This is a genomic window from Lachnospira multipara LB2003 (assembly GCF_000702205.1).
GTDB lineage: Bacteria > Bacillota > Clostridia > Lachnospirales > Lachnospiraceae > Lachnospira > Lachnospira multipara_A.
Genome location: NZ_JNKW01000006.1, coordinates 59,519 through 84,689 on the forward strand (window position 1 = coordinate 59,519; position 25,171 = coordinate 84,689).

18 protein-coding genes and 2 tRNA genes are annotated in these 25,171 nt (G+C 33.1%); 4 read left to right on the top strand and 16 right to left on the bottom strand.

What is annotated here, in order from left to right; translation table 11 throughout:
• Window positions 1–52: 52 nt before the first annotated feature.
• The 7 genes from T537_RS0104980 to T537_RS0105010 form a co-directional block, all read right to left on the bottom strand.
• A tRNA-Leu gene (locus T537_RS0104980) sits at window positions 53–139 on the bottom strand.
• A gap of 228 nt (window positions 140–367) precedes the next feature.
• Window positions 368–449 (bottom strand) — tRNA-Tyr (locus tag T537_RS0104985).
• Between the two features lie 234 nt (window positions 450–683).
• Window positions 684–911, bottom strand: a complete 228-nt coding sequence (locus tag T537_RS0104990; protein ID WP_027437173.1) for an acyl carrier protein — start codon at window positions 909–911, stop codon at window positions 684–686.
• Between the two features lie 16 nt (window positions 912–927).
• Complete coding sequence (locus T537_RS0104995; protein ID WP_031556579.1) at window positions 928–2,133, bottom strand: diaminopimelate decarboxylase family protein; 1,206 nt, start codon at window positions 2,131–2,133, stop codon at window positions 928–930.
• A gap of 18 nt (window positions 2,134–2,151) precedes the next feature.
• A complete protein-coding gene (locus tag T537_RS0105000) occupies window positions 2,152–3,684 on the bottom strand; it encodes an amino acid adenylation domain-containing protein (RefSeq protein ID WP_031556580.1) in 1,533 nt (510 codons plus the stop codon).
• Between the two features lie 114 nt (window positions 3,685–3,798).
• Window positions 3,799–5,175: an SGNH/GDSL hydrolase family protein gene (locus T537_RS0105005; RefSeq protein WP_031556581.1), complete on the bottom strand. Its 1,377-nt coding sequence runs from the start codon at window positions 5,173–5,175 to the stop codon at window positions 3,799–3,801.
• A gap of 27 nt (window positions 5,176–5,202) precedes the next feature.
• Window positions 5,203–6,894, bottom strand: coding sequence for an MBOAT family O-acyltransferase (locus T537_RS0105010; RefSeq protein WP_031556582.1), 1,692 nt, complete (start codon window positions 6,892–6,894; stop codon window positions 5,203–5,205).
• 235 nt (window positions 6,895–7,129) lie between these two features.
• Between T537_RS0105010 and T537_RS13050 the strand changes: the two genes are divergently transcribed.
• Window positions 7,130–8,575, top strand: a complete 1,446-nt coding sequence (locus T537_RS13050) for a ubiquitin-like protein (protein WP_242839163.1) — start codon at window positions 7,130–7,132, stop codon at window positions 8,573–8,575.
• A 696-nt stretch (window positions 8,576–9,271) separates the two neighbouring features.
• Here T537_RS13050 and T537_RS0105020 read toward each other — a convergent pair.
• Entirely contained in the window at window positions 9,272–10,357 is a 1,086-nt protein-coding gene (locus T537_RS0105020) for a mannose-1-phosphate guanylyltransferase (RefSeq protein WP_027437178.1), read from the bottom strand.
• Window positions 10,358–10,836: 479 nt separating this feature from the next.
• On the opposite strand from T537_RS0105020, the gene T537_RS0105025 reads away from it, so the two are divergent.
• Window positions 10,837–11,169 carry a hypothetical protein gene (locus tag T537_RS0105025; RefSeq protein ID WP_031556584.1) on the top strand — a complete coding sequence of 111 codons (333 nt, stop codon included), beginning with the start codon at window positions 10,837–10,839 and terminating at the stop codon, window positions 11,167–11,169.
• An 85-nt stretch (window positions 11,170–11,254) separates the two neighbouring features.
• On the opposite strand, the gene T537_RS0105030 is transcribed toward T537_RS0105025, so the two are convergent.
• The gene (locus tag T537_RS0105030) at window positions 11,255–12,718 is read right to left on the bottom strand and encodes an RNA-binding domain-containing protein (RefSeq protein ID WP_031556585.1); all 1,464 of its coding nucleotides are present in this window, start codon (window positions 12,716–12,718) and stop codon (window positions 11,255–11,257) included.
• Between the two features lie 328 nt (window positions 12,719–13,046).
• Window positions 13,047–14,204 carry a UDP-galactopyranose mutase gene (glf, locus tag T537_RS0105035; RefSeq protein ID WP_031556586.1) on the bottom strand — a complete coding sequence of 386 codons (1,158 nt, stop codon included), beginning with the start codon at window positions 14,202–14,204 and terminating at the stop codon, window positions 13,047–13,049.
• Window positions 14,205–14,479: 275 nt separating this feature from the next.
• Here glf and T537_RS0105040 point away from each other — a divergent pair, with 275 nt between their 5' ends.
• Both T537_RS0105040 and rbr read left to right on the top strand, forming a co-directional pair.
• Complete coding sequence (locus T537_RS0105040; RefSeq protein ID WP_031556587.1) at window positions 14,480–14,848, top strand: Fur family transcriptional regulator; 369 nt, start codon at window positions 14,480–14,482, stop codon at window positions 14,846–14,848.
• A 9-nt stretch (window positions 14,849–14,857) separates the two neighbouring features.
• The gene (rbr, locus tag T537_RS0105045; RefSeq protein WP_155895235.1) at window positions 14,858–15,400 is read left to right on the top strand and encodes a rubrerythrin; all 543 of its coding nucleotides are present in this window, start codon (window positions 14,858–14,860) and stop codon (window positions 15,398–15,400) included.
• A 113-nt stretch (window positions 15,401–15,513) separates the two neighbouring features.
• On the opposite strand, the gene T537_RS0105050 is transcribed toward rbr, so the two are convergent.
• The 6 genes from T537_RS0105050 to T537_RS12365 all read right to left on the bottom strand — a co-directional run bounded on the left by T537_RS0105050 (window position 15,514) and on the right by T537_RS12365 (window position 25,163).
• Window positions 15,514–17,292 carry a sensor domain-containing diguanylate cyclase gene (locus T537_RS0105050; protein WP_027437184.1) on the bottom strand — a complete coding sequence of 593 codons (1,779 nt, stop codon included), beginning with the start codon at window positions 17,290–17,292 and terminating at the stop codon, window positions 15,514–15,516.
• Between the two features lie 75 nt (window positions 17,293–17,367).
• A complete protein-coding gene (locus T537_RS0105055; RefSeq protein ID WP_027437185.1) occupies window positions 17,368–17,748 on the bottom strand; it encodes a desulfoferrodoxin in 381 nt (126 codons plus the stop codon).
• A gap of 155 nt (window positions 17,749–17,903) precedes the next feature.
• Window positions 17,904–19,295: an ATP-binding protein gene (locus T537_RS0105060; RefSeq protein ID WP_031556589.1), complete on the bottom strand. Its 1,392-nt coding sequence runs from the start codon at window positions 19,293–19,295 to the stop codon at window positions 17,904–17,906.
• 380 nt (window positions 19,296–19,675) lie between these two features.
• Window positions 19,676–21,772, bottom strand: a complete 2,097-nt coding sequence (locus tag T537_RS0105065; RefSeq protein ID WP_031556590.1) for a DUF7657 domain-containing protein — start codon at window positions 21,770–21,772, stop codon at window positions 19,676–19,678.
• A gap of 2 nt (window positions 21,773–21,774) precedes the next feature.
• Window positions 21,775–22,719: a glycosyltransferase family 2 protein gene (locus tag T537_RS0105070; RefSeq protein ID WP_031556591.1), complete on the bottom strand. Its 945-nt coding sequence runs from the start codon at window positions 22,717–22,719 to the stop codon at window positions 21,775–21,777.
• An 83-nt stretch (window positions 22,720–22,802) separates the two neighbouring features.
• Window positions 22,803–25,163 (bottom strand): type I phosphomannose isomerase catalytic subunit, encoded by a 2,361-nt coding sequence (locus tag T537_RS12365; protein ID WP_031556592.1) that lies wholly within the window; start codon window positions 25,161–25,163, stop codon window positions 22,803–22,805.
• Window positions 25,164–25,171 lie beyond the last annotated feature (8 nt).

The window sequence follows — 25,171 nt, forward strand, 5'->3', positions numbered from 1 at the left end:
AAGAATATAAAATTCTTAGGTGCAATGTTTAAATATCACATTATTTATTAAATGCCGGCAACGGGAATCGAACCCGTATGGGAGTATAAGTCCCGCAGGATTTTAAGTCCTGTGCGTCTGCCAGTTCCGCCACACCGGCATAACTGCTATCTCTAGCAATTACACGTCTGATGAATCAGACCTTGAATATGGTATCACGAGAAAGGAATTAAGTCAATGCTTTTTTTCAAATTCTTGTGATTATTACATGCTAATCTGGCGTAGCCTAAGTTATCCTAACGATGCATCCTTTCCTTATTCTTGGGAATCGATCTTTCGATTAATAAGGTATCAGGATTGCTTTACTACCTGCAGAATATCATGCAAATGGGCGGAGAAGGATTCGAACCTTCGAAGGCAGTGCCAGCAGATTTACAGTCTGTCCCCTTTGGCCACTCGGGAATCCACCCATCTATAAAGGTTTAAAAGTGCCTAAATAAGGCATCTCTCAAACTTTTGCAAGTTTAACATAACATATTAGTATATGCAATAGATTTTTGTACTCATTAATAAACATTTTACTTTTTTCACAAATTTGTCACAAATCAGACAATTATTTTATGAGATATAAACAAATGCGTGCATTCAAAAGTCTACAAAAGACTCCAAATACACGCACTTTTTCACATATTATTGTTTAAATATTAGTCTTCCTGTAATCTGTTTACCATATCAAGTAATCCCTTAGCGCTATTAAAATTAGCTGGAATAATTTCACTTGCAGGAATAGAAATATCATATTCATCTGAAAGTGCTGATATAATCTGTAAGATATCAAATGAATCTAAGATATGATCATCAATAAGTGTTGTGCAATTCTCAAAATCAACGTCTTCTTTAACGTCCTGTAAAATTTCAATTAATTCTTCCATTTATAATTCCTCTTTTCTATTGTATTGAATTTATCTCGTAGCTTTCTACGAAATCTCTAGCCATTGTTATACCATTATCCCATAACACTACTCTTGGCATTGTACGACTTAAGAAGAGATAAATTCCCTCTGTAATAGAGTACGCTCCCATGTTAAAGAATGCAAGTACATCTCCCATTTTTAAATCTATTGGTAATTGGCTAACTATCACATCATTAGTTGTACATAAGCTACCATATAAACAATACTTCTTCTTTGTGTCCTTATCTTGTAGGTCCTGTGAAGAAAAAATGTATTCGTCACTGCTTAAATTATAGAGCTTAGGCACCTTCATTCCCATCATCTGACCATAGTAATTAATGTGGTTTAAACCTCCGTCAATAAAGGCAAAATCCACACCCTTATTAGACTTCATATCTACTATGCTAGTTAAATAATAACCGCAGAATGTTGCAAGAAATCTACCCATTTCAATTGTTACTTCATAACCCATATCTGAAACTTTATTTAATTCATCACTAATTTCCTTTAGTGGAAGAAGTGTGTCTGAGTAGTCATCTTCTGCAAAAATAGGGACTTTAGCCCCAGGACCATATTCAACTCTTTCCATTTTAAAGCCATGTTCTTTCTCTATTAATTCAAGAAAATCTGTAACTTTAGCCAATTCCTTCAACTGCTTAGAGCTATGTTTTTTCTGAGTTCCTGTAAAGAAGTGAATACCTTTTATGTTTAATTTGTCGAATTTATCCCTATTATCAATTACATAAAGGAAATCTTCCTTGCTCATACCAAACTGGTTGCCACCATTAAGTCTTAAGATTACATTAACCTTAGTCTTAGCATACTTCTGAATTAATTCCACATGACGAAGAGATTCAGCTGTAAATGTACCTACTCTACCGCCTTGGCCTACACCATATTCAATAGCTCTCTTAACATCTTTGTCTGATTTATGCACACCTGAATATATGATTTTATCAGGATTTATCTTATATTTAGCACAAATTTCTAATTCTCCTGGTGAGCATACTTCTAAACCATCTAGATCATCAACAATAGCAGATGTTAAAAATGGATTAGCCTTAATTGAAAAAACTAGACCTATCTTATCACCAATTATTTGTCTTATTTGTCCAATTCTTTCTTTAACTTCAGCTACATCAAATACATATGTTGGAGTGCCACATTCCTTGGCAACCTTTTTTAATTCTTCTATATTCATATTAGTCCCTTACCTTAATTATTCTAGTCCTACTACTTTCTTAAGAGCATTTCTATCAATTTTACCATTTTTAGTCATTGGCATTTCATCAAGTATGAATACCTTATTAGGAATCATAAATGGTGGCAAATCCTCTCTTAAGCCCTCAAGAAGTTCCTTCTTATCTACATCACCTGTGGCAACAAGTAATAACTTCTTCTTATTGTTATCATATAAACAACAACTTCTTTCTACATGTTCCTTAGAACTTGCAGCAACTTCGATTTCTCCAAGTTCAATACGCTGTCCCATATGTTTAACCTGGAAATCCTTACGAGAAACATAATATAGAAGACCATTCTCATCAAATCGACCTAAATCTCCTGTTCTATACATCATTTCAAGGAAGTTCTTATTAGCTGGGTTTGGCATAAATGCTCTACTTGTCTTATCTGGATCTTTATAGTATCCAAGGGCTAAACATGCTCCTGATACACAGATTTCGCCAACTTCACCTGGCTTTGTAATCTCTTCATCATCTTCATTTAATAAGAATACATGCTCATTCTCAAATGCCTTACCTGCAGGAATTACTTCCTTTAAGTCATATTCCCTATCTACAATATGATATGTACAATTACATGTTATTTCTGTTGGACCATATACATTGATATATGTGGCATTTGGAAGATATTTTTTCCAAACATTAAGCTGCTTTATTGGCATTACTTCACCTGAGAAGATTACCTTCTTAACTGTTTCTGGAACCTTATATCCAAAGCCATTCATTATTGAAACAAAACACATTGCACTAACTGCCCATACAAGCACTGTTGGCTTTCTATCTACCAAATAATCCATAAGCTGTGTTGGATTAGAAAAATATGCTCTTGGTATAATATTAACTGTACCACCAACTGAAATTGATGCGAAGATATCCTTTACTGATACATCAAAATCAAATGGTGCCTGATTTGCCCAAACGTCTGATTCTGTCAAATCAAATGTCTTATTAAATACTGTAATAAAATCTATAATAGAGCCATGTCCTACCACAACGCCCTTTGGTGTTCCTGTACTTCCACTTGTAAAGTTTACATATACAGGATCATTAGACATTGCACTACGTCTTACTTTTTCTAAAAGCTCTTTATCTATTTCTGTGTTGTCCTTTAGATGTTCCTCTAAATTAACGATTCTTGTACCTTCATATCCACCAAATAAAATCTCTGCATTAGAGAAATTCTCATTATCTGTAAAAATTACTCTTGGTGTAAGAGTTTCAATTACCTTTAACTGTCTAACTTCAGGACTTCTTAAATCTATAAATGAATAAAACGCTCTTGCCTTTAATGTTGCAAACATACCTGCTGTAGCATCTACGCATTTTTCAAGGTAGAAAGCTACTGCTTCTCTTGGCTTAATGCCAATTTCCTTTAAAAGAAAAGTTGCTAGTCTATCGCTCTTCTCTTCTAAATCTCCATAAGTTATTGTCTTTACTGTGTCAGCAAAAGCTACCTTTCCTGGTAATCTCTTAGCTGAATTTTCTAACCAATCTAATACATTATTCATTTCATTCCTTCTTCCCGCGAACTTACATTATCATACGTATTATTTTTATTCGCCATCTCTTATTGTACCCTTGTTTTTGTTTCTAATAAAGTGAAAAATTTTATTGTATAAAAACTAATATTTTATTGTCTGGATACATCTTTTTTCATATGCCACATCTGTTCCTACTTGTCTTGCATTAACTATTATCTTAATGCATCCATTGTCGTTACCATCGGAATTAAGTGGAATCACTGCGCTTGTATCAGTAGAGTAATCTTTTATTACATCCACCTGACATGTTGTTTCATTATATACGGTGTACTGATATTCCACCTCCACATTAGTTCCTTTATAACTAATAGGTGTTACACATATACTATCGCCCTCACACTTGGTTTTAAACCAAACCGTAGATATATAATCTATGGAATTTAGGTATTCTTCTGGTGTGTAGAATAAAGAATCCACGTCAGTTCCCGCGTCTTTTTTTAATAAAAAATTAGCTATTGATGTTGAGAAAGCCTCTGAGCCCTCTTTATTCATATGTTCATGGTCAAAATAGTACTTATCGCTATTAGTAAAAAGCTCATCCTTAGCTAAACTAAAATCATAATATGAAGCACCATATTCACTAAATAAACTCTGTAGTAGTAACATTTTTTCAAAATATTCATCACCATTAGTGCCATAGCTTAATATATCAAAAGCCGGTCTTGGTGTGGCAACTACCACAAGTTCCACTCCTGCATCCTTACACATACTTGCTATATCTCTTAATTCCTGTAGCGAATCCTCACTAAAGGTTTCAGAGTAATATCTATAAGTTGTGTCATTTCCTGTATCATCAAAATTAAGATATCCTGATAAATATCCATATCCCTTGCCTACATAATGTCTGTAAACGTTATCAATCATTTCCTGCTCTGTGGCAACTTTTCCTTCTAACTTGGCAGTTACATTGGATGGCACCTTTTGTAGAGATACTGAATTATACACCCAAGGGAATAAATAATTGATGGATTCAGGATTTCCTATTACATCATCATCAAAAGCATATTTTATATATGTCTGAAACTTCGTTAAAAAGGATGCGCTATTTACCTTAGCTCTAAGGAAAGCTACCTCAGCCTTAGTACTTCTCTCTCCTGTAAGAGAAAAATAGCCAAGGGCCATAACCACTCTCTTAATCTCATGGTCATTAATTGCTGTCTTTATTGCTAACTTGGTCTGTGCCAACTGCTGTGCCGAAGTTCCCATATTAAATGAATTAGTTCCCATAATATCATCTACAATATATGGATTAATACCCACATAACAAATTGAGCTTCCAACAAAAATCTGATCTAGATTTTCTTCCTTATGATAATCATTCCACATTATCTGACTAGCTGTTCCGTAAGGTTCAAAGCAAAATTTCAATAGCTCATTAAACACAATAATAACTGCAACAACTAGTAAAATTTTTACACACTTCTTAGCTTTGGAATTCTTTGTTATTTCATCTTTCACAATTTACTCCTTTATCTTATCTCATTGTTAATAATTAGCGTACATAAACGCTCCACTTGTTGCGCTGCTTAAACCAAAAGAAACAAGCATCAATAGTATTATTGTTGTATAAATCAAAGTCCTTACGATTACTGGACTTTTTATAAGTCTATCCATTACATCAATGTCTTTTTCTTTCATAAGACTTACTATAAAAATTACAACACAGCCAATGAATGCAATAAGTAAGCATGTATTCTGCTTATAAACTGCGCACTCAGCTATTTTTTTAAATAGCTTAGCTGGCTTAAAATAAATAAAGGTATTTTTTAAGCACAATAAGCTGTTTTTAGCATCTACTAACACATCAAAATACCAGCCAATATTAACCACAATAAATGTTCTTATTATAGTAAATATTTTATAGTATTTATTTTCCCTATTAATATGCAATAACTCTGTGATTTTTGTAAAAATCGGACTTAATAAATCGCTTAGAGCTATTACCATGCCATTATAAATTCCCCATAAAATAAAATGCATCTGCGCACCGTGCCACAAACCTACAATAAAGAATACAAGAAGGTTTGCAAGACAAGCCGGAAGTGTTCTTGAAAGGTGTGTTGCCAATTTCTTGTTCTTTATTTTTTTGCATTTTTTAGACAGTGACTGCATAGGCTTTGTTAGGGCTACTGGATAGAATATATAATCTCGCATCCAGGCACCAAGGGAAATATGCCATCTTCTCCAAAATTCCCCAAGGGATTTACTAAAGTATGGCTGACGAAAGTTCTCCATCATGTCTATTCCAAGCATCTTACTTACGCCCATTACCATATCGATTCCACCGGAAAAATCGCAGTATTGCTCAACGGAATAAAGTAAAACTCCAAATACAATTATGCATCCTGGTGTCTTTGAATCTATATTTCTAAAGGCCGCCATTATAATTGGCGATACCATATCAGCAACGGCGAATTTTTTAAAAAATCCATAAAAAAGTCTAATCAAACCTCTCTGGATATTATTTGCTTCTAATTTATGTCTTCCATTTAATTGATTTCCTAATTGATCGTATCTATTGATTGGTCCCTGAATTAATTGCGGGAAAAAAGATACAAAGTTTAGGTACTTAAAGAAGTTTGTTTCTGCGCTATATTTATCATTGTACATATCAATCAAATAACTTATAGACTGAAATGTATAAAATGATATTCCCAAAGGAATTGCTATAGAGCTTGCACTAAATATTGTGTTACCGCTTCCTGTAACATTTTCTTCAATTGATTCTGCCAAATCTCTTACGGCAAAATCATTGAAATAATCATAAATTACAGTCCAATATTTAAGATAAGCTAAGATTCCAACATTAATAAGCAAAGTAATCACTAATATTAATCGCTTATCAAACATATACTTTTTCTTTAAGCTTGCCTTTGCTTGTTGTCTAGCTTCTTTAGATTGTGTTTCATTGTTCTTTAGTGATTTTTTGTCTAAATTATACTTTGTCGTTCTACGACTCATGCCAAGTCCTGCGGCAAATGTTGTTACGGATGTAGTAAATATATAGACTAGGTTAGTAATTCCACATAAACTATAAAAACATATATTAGCTATAAGAAGAATTATCCATTGATATCCTTGTCCATATTTATCTTCTTTAAAAAAAGTTTCAACTCCATAATATGTAATAAGTAATACTCCTATGAATATCACAAACTCTAACGAATATAGTTCCATCTTGTACTCCCAAAGTATATTTTATCCTTTATCCTCTTAGTGCAAAACACCTAGAAAATAATATCACTCATTTTTATATCTTTCAATAAATACACAGAATGTTTGCCATTATTTCACATAATTTTCGCAATTTAACTAAATTTCACTAAAAAGCCACTAGAAAACAAATCAATAGTCTATATATCTTATTTATGATATTATTATTTATATAATATATAAGGAGGGGATAAATTTTATGAAAGGATTCAAAAAAAATAAAGCTTTAAAACACTCATTTGTTTTAATTCTATCTATTTTTTTATTTACACAATTTACTTTAACAAATGTTTTTGCTATGCAGATTTTTGTTAAAACCTCAAATGGCAAAACAATAACTCTTGATGTGGAACCGTCTGATACAGTAGAAAATGTTAAAGCTAAGATTCAAGATAAAGAAGGGTTTCCTCCTGATATACAGAAATTAATATTTGCAGGTAAACTCCTAGAAGATAATAGAACTTTAGCAGATTATAATATTCAAAAAGAATCAACTTTACATTTAATAATCGAGCATAAGCATAAGCATAATTATAAATTTGAAAGTAATGGAGCCACTATAACAGCGACTTGTACCGCCAATGGATGCAGTGATCCTGTAGATACAGCAACTATAACTATTGTTGCACCTACAAATCGCGTTTATGGCAGCGACATAACTGGTGCAAGTCTAGTGCAAACAGGCATTGATGAAGATTTTCTAGCTTTCCTAAAAGCATCAGCTTCAATAGATGATTTTATGGCAGAATTGAATAGCTCGATTAAATACTACAAAGGTGGTGTTCTTTTAGATAGCTTTCCTACTGAACCTGGCAAATACACAGCTGTTTTTAATGGTTATGGTTTAGCTGAAAACGCAATCGCTAGTGTTAGTTATAAAATAGTAGAAGCTAGTAGTTCCTCAGATAACAGTTCAACAGATAGCAGTTCAACAAAAAACACGGCATATAAGGAAGTGCCTCGAGTTGCTGGAGAAATAAAGGACATTACTAATTCAACAACAATAGATACTAAGCTTAACCCTTACAATTCAAGTATTGTTAACAATAATGGCCTTAAAAAGATTCTATCAATAACTGATTCAGAGGCACTTAAGGGCGTTAATATCTGGCTTGAGGTTAATGAAATAAACGAAGACAATGAAGATGAAACAATTATTGCTGATAAAAAGGAAATTCAAAATTCATTTCCTGAATATAATGTAGCCAATTTCTTTGATATCAACCTATTCAAAAAGGTTGGAGATTCTGAAGAAGACAAGATTAGCGAAACTGATGGGGATGTGGAAATCAGTTTTAAATTAGATGCTAACGATAAATGGGATATGAATTCTTTAGCTATTTTAAGAGTGCATGATGGCGTATCTACTCTTCTAGATTGTAAGTATGATAAAGACACTTCTACACTCACTTTTAAAACTGATAAGTTCTCAACATACGCCCTTGTCTATAAGAACTTGGACACAACTACAGTAAATAATGAACCAACAACCATTAAAGCTAGTGAAAATACAGAAACAACTTCTCCTAATAACACCAGTCCAGCAACAGGCGATAATTCTTTACTTGGACTAAACATTGCTATAATACTAGCTGCTTTAGTATTTGTAGGGTTTAAAACTAGATTTTCTAGATTTTCTAGATAGCACAAACGCCACCAAACTTAATATATGTTTGGTGGCTTATTTATTCATCTTATGAGGCAGCAGGGCTCTGGCCGCGGGGAATGGTTCTTGACGGTTTCTTTAGACTCACATGGGGGTGCTAAAGAATTCTTGCGGGCTGGCCGGAGGGGAATTGCCCAAATTATCAAAAAATATCCAATAAAGATTACTTTTTCCAAAATTAAATATTTCAATAAATTTAAAGCTAATCCGTACAAAAGAAAAATTGTCGATAAAGGCAATTATTTCTTCTTATTTTGCCTTAATTATTATCGCAAGTTATCTAAATTTCACTAAAAGTCCGCAAAAAGATGAAAACAAGCTTCTTATTTTCTGAATTTGTTGCCTTTATCACACAAAAATTTCTGATACAGATTAAAATTCCTTTGTAAGCCTAATTCCAGAATAAAAAAGCAAGCATTAATAACCAACATTCACTGTAAAACCCGAATCTAGAAATGAAACCTCCAGGCAGCACAGAAGAATTAAAAAAGCACCTATACTTACCTTCTAAGCTGTAGCTAAATCCTAAAGTTAGTTATGTGACTAACTTTGGGGCTACAACAAAGAATAATAAGTCTAGGTGCTAAATATCTGAGTAATCCAGTTTTTATCTAATTGTTATATAACAAGTAATCCATTGTTATCTAATTACTTATATGTTGTTTTATGACAATCTTATAAATACTGTGTCTTGCCAGATTCGCGAAGAGATGCGAGAACCTGCTTGATTTCGCCTGTATTTTCCTTAGTTGAGATAAGGATAGCATCATCTGTGTCTACCACTACCATATCTCTAAGACCTACAGTTGCGATAAGCTTGTCTTTACCTTCAATTACTGTGTTCTCAGTATTTACTGTTACAACGTTTCCTGTAACTACGTTACCCTTCTCGTCATTCTCTTTAATACGTCCAACTGCAAGCCATGATCCAACGTCATCCCAGCCAAAGTTACCTGGAAGTGTGAAGATTGAGCTTGCTTTTTCCATAATACCATAGTCAACTGACTGTGATTCAAGGTTAGGGAATTCTGCATTTAATACTTCATCTTCCCTTTCTGTTCCAATAGCTTCCTTAATCTTTAAAAGGCCTTCGTATGTGCTATTCATAAAGCTCTTGAAGCAATCCATGATTGTTGAAACTTTCCAAACGAACATTCCTGAATTCCAAAGGTAGTTACCTTCTGCTAAATACTTCTTAGCTGTTTCAAGGTCTGGTTTTTCAACAAATCTAGCTACGCTACGACCATTGCCGTCAGTCTTGCTTTCATCATACTGAATATATCCATATCCTGTTTCTGGATAGTTAGGTGTAATACCTACTGTTACTAAGTTCTCGCCCTTAGTTGCAATTTCTACTGCTTCTTTAAATGTGTCAGCAAAAACTTCGTTATTCTTAATTAGGTGATCTGAAGGAAGTACGATCATTACTGCATCATCTTCACCTTCTTTTTCTGCCTTATCAAGTACGTGAACTGCGCCAAGACCGATACATGGAGCTGTGTTACGTCCGATTGGTTCACAAAGGATGTTCTCCTCTGGAAGACCTGGTAACTGTTCCTTAACAAGTTCCTTATAATTCTTATTAGTTGCAATATATACATCTTCAAGCTTAACTAATGGGCTAATTCTTTCAACTGTAAGCTGAATCATTGTCTTTCCATCACCAGTTAGTGATAAAAACTGCTTAGGTAAATTAACTCGGCTTCTTGGCCAGAATCTTTCACCTTTACCACCTGCCATAATTAACGCTGTAGTCTTCATGTTTAATTCCTCCATTGATATGTGGGTTTGCCACAATTACATTCCTTGAGACCTAACATTTACTAAAGGCACCAATTCAGCTGAATTGATGCCCTCAGTTTATAAATAATTATAATCTCCGCAATAAGTAAACTTGAGAATCTGGCGCAGCCCAAGTCCCTGCTTCACTGCCTGCAAATAATCAAATTTATGGCTTGATTGTAACATCTGTGTCAAGAAAATGTCAACATGTTTCCTAAAAATCATAAGTTTATACCCAAAATATTTATTATATTAATACTCCTATTCTTGATTTTATTAATATTTTTAGGTCTAAGGGACTATGGGGTTGGATTTTTAAACCTAGGGAGGAAACTTCATTATGAACTGTGATATTAAAGTTTTCCACAATAATCAAGGAAAATAACTTTAATAAATTTGACAACTGCAATTTATTTACTTATATTAGTCATATAAATCAAGAAGGAGTTCCATTTAAAATGATAAAAAATGAATTTATAAACCTAACAGATTTCACATCACAATATACAGGAGAATGGAATCCATCTGAGGGGCATTGGTTTGGATTGGATTTTACTTATAAAAATATAACCTATAGACTTAATACAGGAAATATGTATACAAACGAAGAAGATTTTCTTTTTGGCCTATATATCAAAACTGAAGATAATGATATTGAAACAAATCAAGGTTATAAACTTTTATTTTCTTGTAATTCCATGGAAGATCTTTTAAATTCTACAGCAATTGATAATACTTGTTTTAGAGATATTATTATTAATAAAGACGTTGAACTATTAGGACAGGATTAATATAAAATACAAAGGAGAGTCGGATTTCTCCGACTCTCCAAAGTATACATCCGCAAATGTATCCCCCAATCATTTAAAAATTATCTTAAATCTTTAGTTTAACCTTTTCCTTATTAGCCATATACTGCTTATTATTTCCATCTCCTAGTTCTATCAGCATTCCTTTCTTTACTAGTCTTGCTATAACTTTACTTCTAAAGTATGTTGAGGCTGTTAGCCCTATTTCAGAAGCTATCTCTTTTACAGTGCGTTTATTGTTATAACAATATGATAGAATTTGCAAATCATTCTTTCCTTCTAAAACCTCTAATACATATACTTCTGGGGAATCAGCGTCACTATCTACAACTCCTCTTTCATATGTTAAGTCAGGTAATGTTAAGGTAAACGAACTCGAGTCTGTTGTAATAAATGGTGCAAACTCATCAGAAGCTTTTGAATAATCCTCTTCTATAAAATCAAATCCTGAGCCTTTTTTCTCCATATATTTACACATTTCAAGAAGATTACAAATAACTTCATTTCTTCTTCGCGGAATAATTGAAGCAATATTCTTCTCCTTATATAACTCCCTAACACCTAAAAGCGCTCCTGGCGAAGTAATCTCTAAGCGATCTGGGAAAATGTTAATCTCAACTTGAGTTCCTGACATATAGTAATTTCTATGGCCTATTGCGTTTACTACGCCTTCTGTTACTGCACGAACTGGATATGATACATAAGGAACAGTTTGTGTTGAAATTTTTCTAAATCCATTAGCTGAATGAACTCGTATAAAATCTATTGTTCGTTCTAGAACTGATAACAGATTTCCTGTATATTCTTCCGTTGCTGTAACTATTGACCCACCTTTAGTCAAACCTGGCCAAACTGTTGCAACAACCTTTGTTCTTAAACCTGAGTAATCATCTGCAAATAACTCCATTCCTTTTGTTACATACCTATCCTCAGTTATACAATTCTTAGAAATCAATTCCTTTTCGCTTATTTTAGTCTTTCTTTCCTGTGCAACTAAATGAAGTTTTTTAAATTCATTTTCATCATAAACAATTCCTGTTTTTGCAGTGTCAAAAGGAATATTATCACTTAAAAGAATTAAGTCCTTAATTTGCTCAGGTGTTGCAATATCAGTACGTCCATAATTTCTTACATATATTCCAAGCAAACCCTCTTCGTGTAATGTTACTGGTAAATTCTTACTTTTATTAACAGTAACTTCAATTATGTATCGCGTTTCATTAGAAGTATTCACCTCAATCGCATTAATTTCATAGGAGATATTAGGTTCTATCTTTTCCTTAACCTGTCTATGAATCATTAAGATTGTTTTGTCTGCTTCTTTTTTATCTAAAGCAACTATTGTATGATTATTATCTTCCACACCGATTATTAGTTTACCACCATCTGTATTAGCAAAAGCAACAATTGTTTTAAGCCAACCTATCTCTAGCTTTTTACCTTTGTCGCTCTTGCCTTCTTTTATAGTACCTTTATATTCAATATTCTTGCTCTCTAAACCAAAGTTTGGAAATAATTCTTCGATCTTCATATATTACCTCCTAGCCTTATATCATAATTAAATTATAAGAAATAAAAGTGAAGTTGTAAACAAAAACTTCACTTTAGTTCACTAAAAACTACACTTTACTTCACTAAAAACTTCACTGCACTTCACAAATCACTTCACTCACTTCACAAATAATAAAAAAGCCCCACATTACTACTTATTACAGTAATATGGGGTGTGAAGCGGACATTCTAGGCATTCTAAGTCCGCTTTATGACTTCTATGCTAGTTCTTTCTACGCTAGTTCTTTCTACACTAGTTCTCTCTATACTAGTTCCTTCTATGCTAATTCTTTCTTTGCTAGTTCTTTCTACGCTAGTTCTTTTTCTACTCTTTCAAGGGCTGATGCTACTACTGCATCCATGTCGTAATACTTGTATTCTCCAAGGCGTCCGCCAAAGATTACATTGGATTCCTTGTCTGCTAATTCTTTGTAGCTTTCGTAAAGTTTGCTATTCTTAGCGTCATTAACTGGGTAATATGGTTCGTCTCCTGGCTTCCATTCTGAACTGTATTCCTTAGAGATAATTGTCCTAGGAATGTCATCACCGTTCTCATCTTTACCAAATTCAAACCACTTGTGTTCAATAATTCTTGTCCAAGGTGTTTCACTATCTGTATAGTTAACAGCTGCATTTCCCTGGAAATTTGGAATATCAAGGGTTTCATTTTCGAAGCGAACTGATCTATATTCAAGTGTTCCAAGCTTATAATCAAAGTAGGCATCAATAGGGCCTGTATAGACAATCTTGCCATTTGGAGCTAATTCTTTTTCAAGTTTTTCTCTTGTTTCTGGATTTAAAAAATCAGTATTTAAGCACACTTCAATGCCCTCAAGCATATTAGCTACCATCTTGGTATAACCACCCATTGGAATTCCCTGATAAAGGGCGTTAAAGTAGTTATTATCAAATGTTAATCTAACAGGTAATCTCTTAATGATAAATGCAGGTAAATCCTTACATTCACGTCCCCACTGCTTTTTAGTGTATCCCTTAATTAACTTCTCATAGATATCCTTACCTACAAGGCTTATTGCCTGCTCTTCTAGGTTTGATGGTGGATTAATTGAACCATCTGGATTTGTTCTTGCCTTTTCGCCCTCGGCTCTTTGCTCTTCGATCTTTGCCTTAGCTTCTGCTGGTGTAACTACACCCCACATCTTATTAAATGTGCACATGTTAAATGGCAATGAGTACAACTCTCCCTTATAATTTGCCACTGGTGAATTAGTGAATCTGTTAAAAGTTGTAAACTTATTGAGATAATCCCACACAGCCTTGTTATTAGTATGGAAAATGTGTGCTCCATAAACATGCACATTAATGCCCTCTTCCTTTCTAGTGTAGACATTACCTGCGATGTTACCCCTCTTATCAATAACAAGAACTTTCTTTCCTGCATCTGTTAATTCTCTTGCAAAAGTAGCGCCATAAAGGCCTGCGCCAACTATAACATAATCATACATATTTCTTTACCTTCCATCTTTATAAATTTACTTAATTATAAGGCTATTTTTTTTATAAAACAAGTTTATATATATAACTAACAATATAAAGTCAAATATATATCCTATTACTTGTTGATTTTAAACTAATAGTATATACTTAAACTAGTATTGTTAGTTGAGTTTTAATTGTATATGTATATTTGCAAAATTTCATGCGATTTTTTCTTGACAAAATTGTATTTTAGAATTATTCTAATTCTAAGTTAAGAAAAATTAATGGAAGGAGTAATCATATGACAAAATATGCTAAGGAAATTTTGGATATTATTAATGCTAGTAGCGATCACCTAACTGCTGAAGAGATTTTCTTAAAGCTTAAGAAGAAAAATAGTAAGGTGGTTCTTGCTACAATTTATAACAATCTCAACACCTTAGTTAAAAATGGGTCGGTACGTCAAATCGCCATTAGCGGCGGTTCAGATAGATATGATAAGACTGTACGACATGATCATATGATTTGTGCTAAGTGTGGCAAAATTTCCGATTTTACATTTAATGACTTAACTAGAAAAATTACAGAACAATCTGGGCATAAGATTCTATCCTATGATTTGAAGATATCTTATATATGCGACGATTGTAATAACATTGAAACAGATTAAGGAGGATTTATCATGGGTAACAAGTACGAAGGAACACAGACAGAGAAAAATTTACAGGCAGCTTTCGCTGGTGAGTCACAGGCACGTAATAAATATACATATTTTGCTTCAGTAGCCAAAAAAGAAGGCTATGAGCAGATTGCAGCTCTTTTCTTAAAGACTGCTGATAATGAAAAGGAACACGCTAAGTTGTGGTTTAAGGAATTAGACGGCATTGGTGATACTGCTGCTAACCTTGCTGCTGCAGCTGATGGTGAGAACTACGAATGGACAGATATGTACGAAGATTTTGCTAAGACAGCTGAAGCTGAAGGCTTTAAGGCTCTTGCTGCTAAATTTAGAATGGTTGGCGAAATCGAAAAGCACCACGAAGAAAGATATAGAGCTCTTCTTAAGAATGTAGAAACTGCTAAGGTTTTCGAGAAGAGTGAAGTTAAGGTATGGGAATGTAGAAACTGTGGCCATATCGTTGTTGGTACTAAGGCTCCTGAAACATGTCCAGTATGTGCTCATCCAAAGAGCTACTTTGAAGTACACGAAGAGAACTACTAATTAGTGTTACAGTAAAAAAATATAAAGTAAAGTGCTCAATACCATAATAAAGCTATAGTATTGAATTGCAAAAAGGGCGAAGCAATTGCTTCGCCCTTTTATTATCAGTACTTTTATAAATCATTAACCACTTTATTTCTACCGGTTTCTTTAGCTTTATAAAGCACAGTATCTACTTTTTTAAAGGCTTCTACGTTAGTTGTTTCCTTATCAACCATTGTTGCGCCTATACTTATGGTCAGACTTCTTACTGGGAAAAATGAAGAACGCTCTACCTTAATTCTAATTCGCTCTGCCAACTCTAATAAATATTCCTTGTTACAATGTGGTATCAGCATGATAAATTCTTCGCCTCCCCACCTTGTAACTATATCATTATCTCCAGCACACTCCTGAATTATATTTACCACTCGTTTTAATACGGCATCCCCTACATCATGTCCATATTCATCATTAACTTTTTTAAAAAAGTCTATATCAAACATTAAAATACCGATTTTTTCATCATTTCTCATATCGTTCTGGAACTTAGTATAGAAATGATCTAGGGCAGTTCTATTGTATACTCCAGTTAAACTATCATGGCTTGATATATTATGTAATTTCGAAAGTACTTGTCTTAGATCCTCTGTGGTATGTTCAAGGAAGCTTATAAGTCTATCTACCATAGGAAGCACACCAGATGCATCGGTAAGGTAAGTTTCTACAAGTGGCTCCTTAGGAGTAAGATTTTTCTTATCCCCTTCTCTTAATCCCACTGATACAAGTGCTGAGTTAAGAACTCCAACAGATTCCTTATTATAGAGCACCTCGCCATAACCACTACTCCATGTAGATGTTGGAAGTACGTATTCATAGTAACCTAATTCCCTATCAGCAAAAAAATCTCCAAGCAAGGCTCTTCTATTATTACATGCATATACAAGCAAGGCTTCCGGTTGGAATTCTAGCATTTTGTTAGCTTTTTCAAGAGCATCATATAAGAGATACTCTGGTCTTGCATAAGATAAGAAAAACTTATCCCCCTCCTTTAACTCCGAGCAAAAATACATGTAACCATCATCATTAGAACCTAGGGCTACTCTTGTATACTTCTTTCCATCCTTATCAAAAAATAGAGGGAATGGAGAAGTATTTTCAAAAAACTTGGTATTATCCTTAACACCTAAATTATTTCTATATACATCAAAGGCAAGCATATCATCAACTAACTTTAATGCTCCCTTATCATCGCTTTCTGCAACTGTAAACTCTCTACCAAAAGGTTTCCAACCTAAGGCATAAGTTGTTTCAACGTGAAGATTTTTACCATAAAGCACAATTGCTACTATGGCATAATCTGATACTTCATTATTTAAATACACTAAGGATTTATCAGTTAATAAGTCACTTGATCCTGCTAAGCCACCAAAAATAGGATAATCATCATATTGCTTAGCTACTTCGTCAATAAATTTTTGTGGATTTAAAAACAAACCTGATGACATCAAAATTATTCCCTTTACATCCTCTATATCTCTTATTTCATCACAAAAAAGGACTCCTGCTTCCTCTGGAGTCATCTTCTTACAATCATACATAAAAGGCTTAAATGAGCTTTCCTCAAATACCATTAAGGAACATACCGTATTCTTGGCAACATGTGTTCCTTCTCTTAATGAACTATGACTTGTCATGCCAAAAAGAGTTACATTAGTTGATTCATTCGTTACAAAATCCATCGAATTATTTAACCATTGTCTAATGTAATCCGTATCACCTGTTGGCTCAACTATCTGTATTAGAATCTGAGAATCCTTATAATTCTGAACAATTTTTTTAGCCCCTTCTATTCTCTCATCAAATTTTTCTTTACTCTCATTGTCATTTAAATCTAATCTGTACTGCTTCATATACTTCTACCCTTATTATAAAATGTGCGTCAAAATGTATAACATCTGACGCACTTAATTCTTAAAGTCTTTATACTACAAATCTTTCTTCCATAAGCCATGTAAATTGCAATATTCGTATGCTGCAACAATTTTCTTACCTGCCACATTAAATTTAGCTTCTGGCTTAGCACCTGGCTTTAAGTGTTCTACAAGCACGCCGTCTTCTAATAAAAGACAGACAAACTGAATATAATGCTCAGGAAGCATTGGATGATCAACTTCACCAACTTTAACAGTTACATCATCCCCATTAACCTCTACAACAGGCACATGTTTCTCCGTTGCAGCATCTGTTGTATTAGCTTTTAGAAGAACCATATCTTCTCCACAACAAATAGGCTTTCCACCACCATCGTTAACTACTAGAAAAATATTACCGCACACCTTACAGCGATAAATTTTTAATTCAGCCATAAAAACCTCCTTATTTAATTGTCGAATCTTAGTTACTTTTATTATAACTTATATTCTAGAGGTAAACAACCGATAATTTATTTATTTGATATTTTAACGGATATTTCTGCTTGTAAAATGAAATTACTATAACATATCTTGATTATAACTACATTTTATAAAGACAATTGCTTTAAAATAACATTATTATTCTTTGATGCAAAATCTATTAATTCATCAGTAAAACCTGATTTAGAATAAATGCAGTAATGCTCATTTCTTGATTGTGTCTTCCATTTAACACTTTTAGATTTCTCTTTTAGAGACATCAATACTTCCATTCCCTTTTTATTCTTAGAGTATTTACACTCCCCAAACACGATATCTTCGCCATTAGAATCATATGCTAGAATATCAATTTCAACATCTTTAGCTCCCCACCATCTTCCTAATCTATTAAAAGATATTCCATTTGCCAATAAATTCCATGCATCTTCTCTACATATGTCTTCATATACATATGAGACATGATTATCTATAAAATTCTTCTTTATCTTATCCTCTACATATTGTCCTTTTCCAGATTCCAATAATGCCCTATTAGGATATATAAACTTAAACCAGAAAGCTATAAAATTATCCTTAATCTTATACAATCCCATCTTGCTCTTACTTGGATTCTCCTCAGTTATAGGAACCTCTCTCTCGATTATATCTAGATCCACTAAGACCTTTAAATATGAGGTTAACTTTGACTGAGCAACTTCAAGATTAGTAGCTATTTTAGATAATTTATAATTACCTGCAGCAATAGTTTTTAATATTGAAAAATAACTTCCTACTTCAGATACTTCCTTTTGTAATAAAAACTCAGGTTCAGCGTATAAAAATGAATTAAGAGAAAGTACATTCTTTTTTATCGCTTTATAAATATCCTTGTCTTTACTAAATAACTCTATGTATTTTGGAACACCACCCGTTACCGCATATTGCATAATCTGCTGATCTAGACTTAAAGTTTCATCAAATAAATGATAGTATGAAAAATCAATCTGCTTTAATTTAATCTGTGCAGTTCTTCTTCCATAAAGTGGAGAATCATAATTTAGCACCTGTGAGGTCATCATATTAATCAAAGAACCGCATAATATAAGCATTACATTAGCCTTAGATAATATCTCATCCCAAGCCTTTTGCATAATAGAAGGAAATGCCTTATTTGACTTACCTAGATATTGAAATTCGTCAATTACTAATACTATTCTCTCTTTCTTTGATTCCTCTGCTATTCTTTTAAAAATAGGCATCCATGTATCAAGATTAGCACTAGCTAAAAGTTCATCTTCAAGTACAAATGAAACTAAATCTTTAAAGGCATTTCTATTCTCAAATTCATTTTCTTCTGTTGCCAAATAATATATAGATTTCTTATTCTCGCAAAAATGATTAATCAAAGTTGTTTTACCAACTCGTCTTCTTCCATAAACAACTACAAAAGCTGGTGAGCTGCTATTATACTCGTTTTCTAATGTTTCTAATTCTTCTTCTCTTCCAACAAATAATTCCATAGCAAACCTCCGTCACAATTTATATAATTTAGATTATTATAATCCAGATTATATAAATTGTAAATTATTCTATTCTATTACACATTATCTTATAATGCAAACCTTATAAAGCGGACATTCGGAATCCGCTTCGCTACTTCCTCATGAACGCAGTGGCACTTTGTGCCACCTGTCAGAAGGGGCTTTAACCCCTTCTGACACTAGTAAGCTTTATACCCCCGCCTAAAGCTTACGCTTTTGAAGCGGGGGATTGCTTACACTGCGTTCAATTAACAAACAACCCCACCAGCCCGCATCAATTAACAGCGCATAATCACTGTTATTAACACGACCCAGTAGGGTTGTTTATTAGTAGCATATTCTTTTGAAAATGTATAATTTTATTTAATCATATAAATTTTATAATTGTTAACACTATTAACTAACTCTAATTCATCCTGACTGTATTCTTTACTTGTAAATATATATTTGACGTCTAGTTTTTTCAAATCATCAATGCTTACATTAAGTTTAAATACATCGGCTTGCACGAGTTCAAATCTCTCAGTTTCATTACTATCTTCTATTATGTTAATTGTAATATGAGCATATCTATTATAAACATCTTCATACTTTCCTTCTTCATCAAACATCTTCCATCTATCTATACATGGATATACGTTAGTCGAATTAATAGTTCTAGCTCCAACCATAATAGGTGAATTAATTAATGGAAAGCCGCCTTCAACTGCCCATAAAGCATCCGAGTCATTTTCAACAACATTAGAAACAGCCTTTAATTCATCTATATCAGTCATAGGATTACTACCGACTCTCACAGGATTAACTAATCCTCCAGTTACAAACATAAACAATATTATATATATAATACAGATGTTACTATATTTCTTTTTTAGTGATAACAATGTCATCATTAATACAAAGAAAACTAAAGATATTATCAGCCAAACTTCTTTCTTAGGATAAGAATCAATGTATACAATATATGTCATACCAACTACAATAGCTGTAATTAATGCCGACATTAACACTATATATTTCTCTTTAATATCATATTCTTCTAATAAATGTATGCTTCTAATAAGTTGTATTAAGCTAATAAATTCAAATATAACAATAGTTCTAGATGCCTGAGATAAACTCATCATTGTAATCTTAGCAAGTATCTGTGGGAAACCTAGAGAGCACCACAAGAATAAGAATACAGAAAGAATAATCAATACAATAGATAATACATCCTTCTTCTTACTCTTTATTGTATATATGATATACATAATTATTCCCATTGGGAAAAAACTTATAAATCCAGCACATTCGCAAACGTTTGCCTCTGGTGAAAGCCCATAAATAGGATATAGAATATTAGTAACATATAGACCTAGACGCTTGAAATTAGCTCCACCTAGTTCTGTTCTTGCACCTGGATAAACTGTACCCATTATTGCCTTAATAGTATCAAATGAATTAACAAAAACATATCCCATACCTGCAACAAATATTACAAAAGCTATAGCAATAACAGGAATATCTTTCACTGTCATCTTGCATTCTTTATAATTATCAATTATTACCCATATTGCTAATAACACTATGGCATATGCTAGTGGAACCATCCACGATGGATACATGGTTAATACATATCCACCTGCACATACTGAAATAAATAATGCACATATAGTTCTTATAACATAATTATTAGCTGTCATATATTTCTTTAATAATACAATTGATAGCTGTGAGAAAATAAGCATTTCTATAAAGCCATTAATTGCAAACCACCACTGAATAGCAGGTGCTAGTACAACCATTACTGCATATGCTAGAGATAATCTTCTATTATCTTTAGTAATTAAACGACCAAACTCAAAGGATGTCATTAATAACGCAATAAATCTTCCACACCAAAAAAAGGCTAGACCGTTGGCAAATGGTAAGAATAAATATCCGATTTGGAATGGTCTAAATATCATAATTAGATTTCTAATAGGTGTACCATATTCTATAAATACATCTGTGCTTGTTCCTCTTACAATTTCACTATAGTACGAAAAACCATGTCCATAATACTGAGACATTGTAAGTGGTGTTAATACGGCCCATTCATCAGATCTTATAGGTCTTGAAACCCCTGCAACAACATTAGTATCAACGCTAGAACCAAAACACGCATACATGCACTCTATGGATGAACCATTAATACCTAGTATTACACATACAATAAAAGCAACGACAGCTATTACGAACCTATATTTAAAGACTAAGTCTCCATGATATGTACATACATATACAACTACTGCCATTACTACTATACTTAACATTCCAAGCAAGCCTAGGTCTAGTGTATTGTGTAATGCTATTCTATAATCTCCACTTGTCTTAACCATTACATTATAAGCCGATAATATAAAATATATTATTGCTCCTAGGACCAATGACAATAATATTTCTTTTGACAGCTTCCTCTTATCTATACTCATTCTTATCTATCCTTCTCTAATAATTTTTTTAAAGTATCTACCTTGATTAAATTCATCTCAAAATCCTGTCTATTCTTCCAATTAATTGTCTCTAAGATTAATCCAGAGAAGAAAGCAATTATTGATGTTAATACCACAAAACAACATACTATAAGCGTTGGGAATCTCTCTACTAAACCAGTCTTTACATATGTATTAATTACAGGTATTAAAAATCCAACACCAATAATCATTAATACTGCAGATATATAGCTAAAGAATCTCAATGGCTTATATGTTCTAAAGAGTTTAAGAATAGTAGCAATAACCTTAAAGCCATCTGAGAATGTATTAAGCTTTGACTCACTGCCCTCTGGTCTATCCTTATATTCAATAACATGGTTTCTTACAAGTAAATTCTTCTGAGCTGCATGAATACTCATCTCGGTTTCAATTTCAAAACCCTTTGAAATAACAGGGAAAGTCTTAACAAATTCGTAACTCATTGCTCTATAGCCAGTCATAATATCATTATTCTTAGTTTTAAATATATGATTGATTGAAAATCTAACTAAACTATTTCCAAAATTATGGAACGGTCTCTTATTCTCTGTAAAATAAGTAGAAGAAAGTCTATCACCAACCACCATATCGGCCTGTTCTTCTAATACAAGTTTAGCCATTTCCTTAGCTTCACTTGCTGGATATGTATCATCACCATCAGCCATAATATAGCAAAGAGCATCTATATCTCTAAACATTCTTCTAATTACGTTACCTTTACCCTGATGTCTTTCGTATCTAACTACAGCGCCTGCTGCTCTTGCAATTTCATCTGTTCCATCACTTGAATTGTTATCATAAACATAAATAACTGCTTCAGGTATTTCTCTTTTGAAATCTGTTACAACCTTCTCAATTGTTGCACTTTCGTTATAACATGGTATTAATACAGCTATTTTATCCATTTTTAATCTCCCTCTTCAAAACTGCTTTTTATTATTACATGACAATAGCGCTACTATAATTTTAAGTAGCGCTATTATTATATTTACACATGAGTAATTAGGCAAGTGCCTTTTCCTCTAATAATGATCTCTTTTTTACCTGCACTTACAAAGAAGCTATCTGCTGGCTTGAAATCCATAGTTGTTTCACCATTCTCGTCACTTACAGCAATACTTCCATTTCCTTCTATGAATAAAGCAGACATAAATGATGCTTCATCCACTGGAATTCTTACTTCGTCGTTTACCTCATATTTAGTAACTTCAAAGTACTTACACTGTACAAGTCTTTCCTCTAAGTAGTGTTCATTACGTGTGATAACAATTTCATTCTTATTATCCTTAACGTACTTTTCCGGAACGACAACGTCAAGGGATTTATCTATATGCAACTCTCTTAAATTGCCAAACTTATCTCTTCTGTCATAATCATACATTCTATAAGTACAATTAGAATTCTGCTGAATTTCTGCAATTAAGATACCTGCACCTATAGCATGAATTGTTCCTGCCTTTACCATAACCACATCGCCTGGCTTAACATCAATACGATTAAGAATTTCTGTAATTGTATTATTCTTGATGCGTTCCTTAATTTCTTCCTTAGTAGCATCCCTTTTAAGTCCACAATAAAGGAATGCACCTGGTTCTGCATCTATGACATACCACATTTCATTCTTACCATACTCATTCTCTTTCTCAAGAGCATATTCATCGTCTGGATGAATCTGAATTGATAAATCCTTCTTGGCATCAATAAACTTAATTAAGATTGGGAATCTGTCCTGTGCCTGACACTTCCAACCAAGAGCTTCCTTACCGATTATACTTAAATAATCATTGAATAATCTTCCCTTATATTTACCAGTAGCAATTCTACTTAAACCATCTGGGTGAGCAGATAATTCCCAGCTTTCAGCAATAATATCATAGTCACACTTCTTACCATATACATCACGAAGCTTAGTTCCACCCCATAAATTATCCTTAAAAGCAGGATCAAGCTTAACTATTGGCTCTACAGCTGCTACAACATTGTTGTTCTCTTCACAACTTTGGTATATCTTAACAAAATCATCATCTATTAAATTCTCGCCAATACCGATTTCAATAATAACAACATTCTTATCAGTTCTATTAGCCGCCTTATGCATTACACCTATTGGTACATCTACGCTTTCAAATCTATTATAATCTCTTGTGTCTTCACCAACAGTTATAGTTGCAACGCCTTCAACAACAGACCAATGCTCTGTTCTAAGTTCATGCTTATGAAGGTTCATCTGATATCCAGGATAAATAGTAACTTTACGCACTTTATAACCATCATTATAGCTTATAAGTTCATGAGTACCCCATTCCTTATAAGATATTCTGTTGTGATCAAAATACATCTCATATGTATCATTATTATCTTTAATAATATCCTTAATGCTATCAGCAGAACGCTTCGATGATATTAAAAGTGCATCATCTGTATTAACAACTACAACATCCTTAAGATCATTAGCTACAACTAGCTTTCTTTCTGCTGCATTAATTACAGTTACATTATTACAGTCTTTCTTAATAACAAATTCCTGATTATGTGTCTGAGCAATATTCTCAAGATCATTAGCAGAACCTACATCCTTCCATCGGAATGCAGCCTCTACAACCTTAATATTATCAGCTTGCTCAAATACAAGTGTTTCAATACTTCCTGTAGGAATATCTTTCATTACAGACTCATTGAACTTAATAGTTCTTCTAATAGCAGGAACTTTTCTCTTAGCCTGCTTACATTTCTTATATAATTCTGGACAAACCTTACTTACAAGGTTAACCATTGCACCAGCACTAAACACTAATATTCCAGTATTCCAAAGATAGCCTTCTTCATATGTAAAGTCTTTGCTTTGCATATTATCAAAATTAACCTTTGATATATACTGAGTAACCACATCCCCTTTTCTCTTAATATATCCAAGTGTTGATGTTCTATAAAGTGGCTTAGAACCCACTGTTACAATATTAGATGTCTTAGATAACTCCTTAGCCTTAATAATAGTGTCCTTATAATTATCACCATCAATAAGATTATCTGAATTAACTACAAGCACTGTCTCTGTCTGGTTGCAAAATAAAGTACCAAGCATAATCGCTGCTGCTGTACCATGTGCTTCGCCTTCAAGAAGAACGCGATATTTAAGGCTCTGGAAAGCCTTTAACTGACCATTAACTATATGTTTATAGTTCTCGTTGGTTATAATTAAAAATTCATCACAGAAAGGCATATTGCGAACAACTGTCTCCTGTAATATTGATCTACCTTCCTTAACATTCATAAACTGTTTAGGGAATTTTCTGCGAGATAGTGGCCATAACGCATCTCCACTACCACCCGCTAATATAATACATTTCATAAATAACT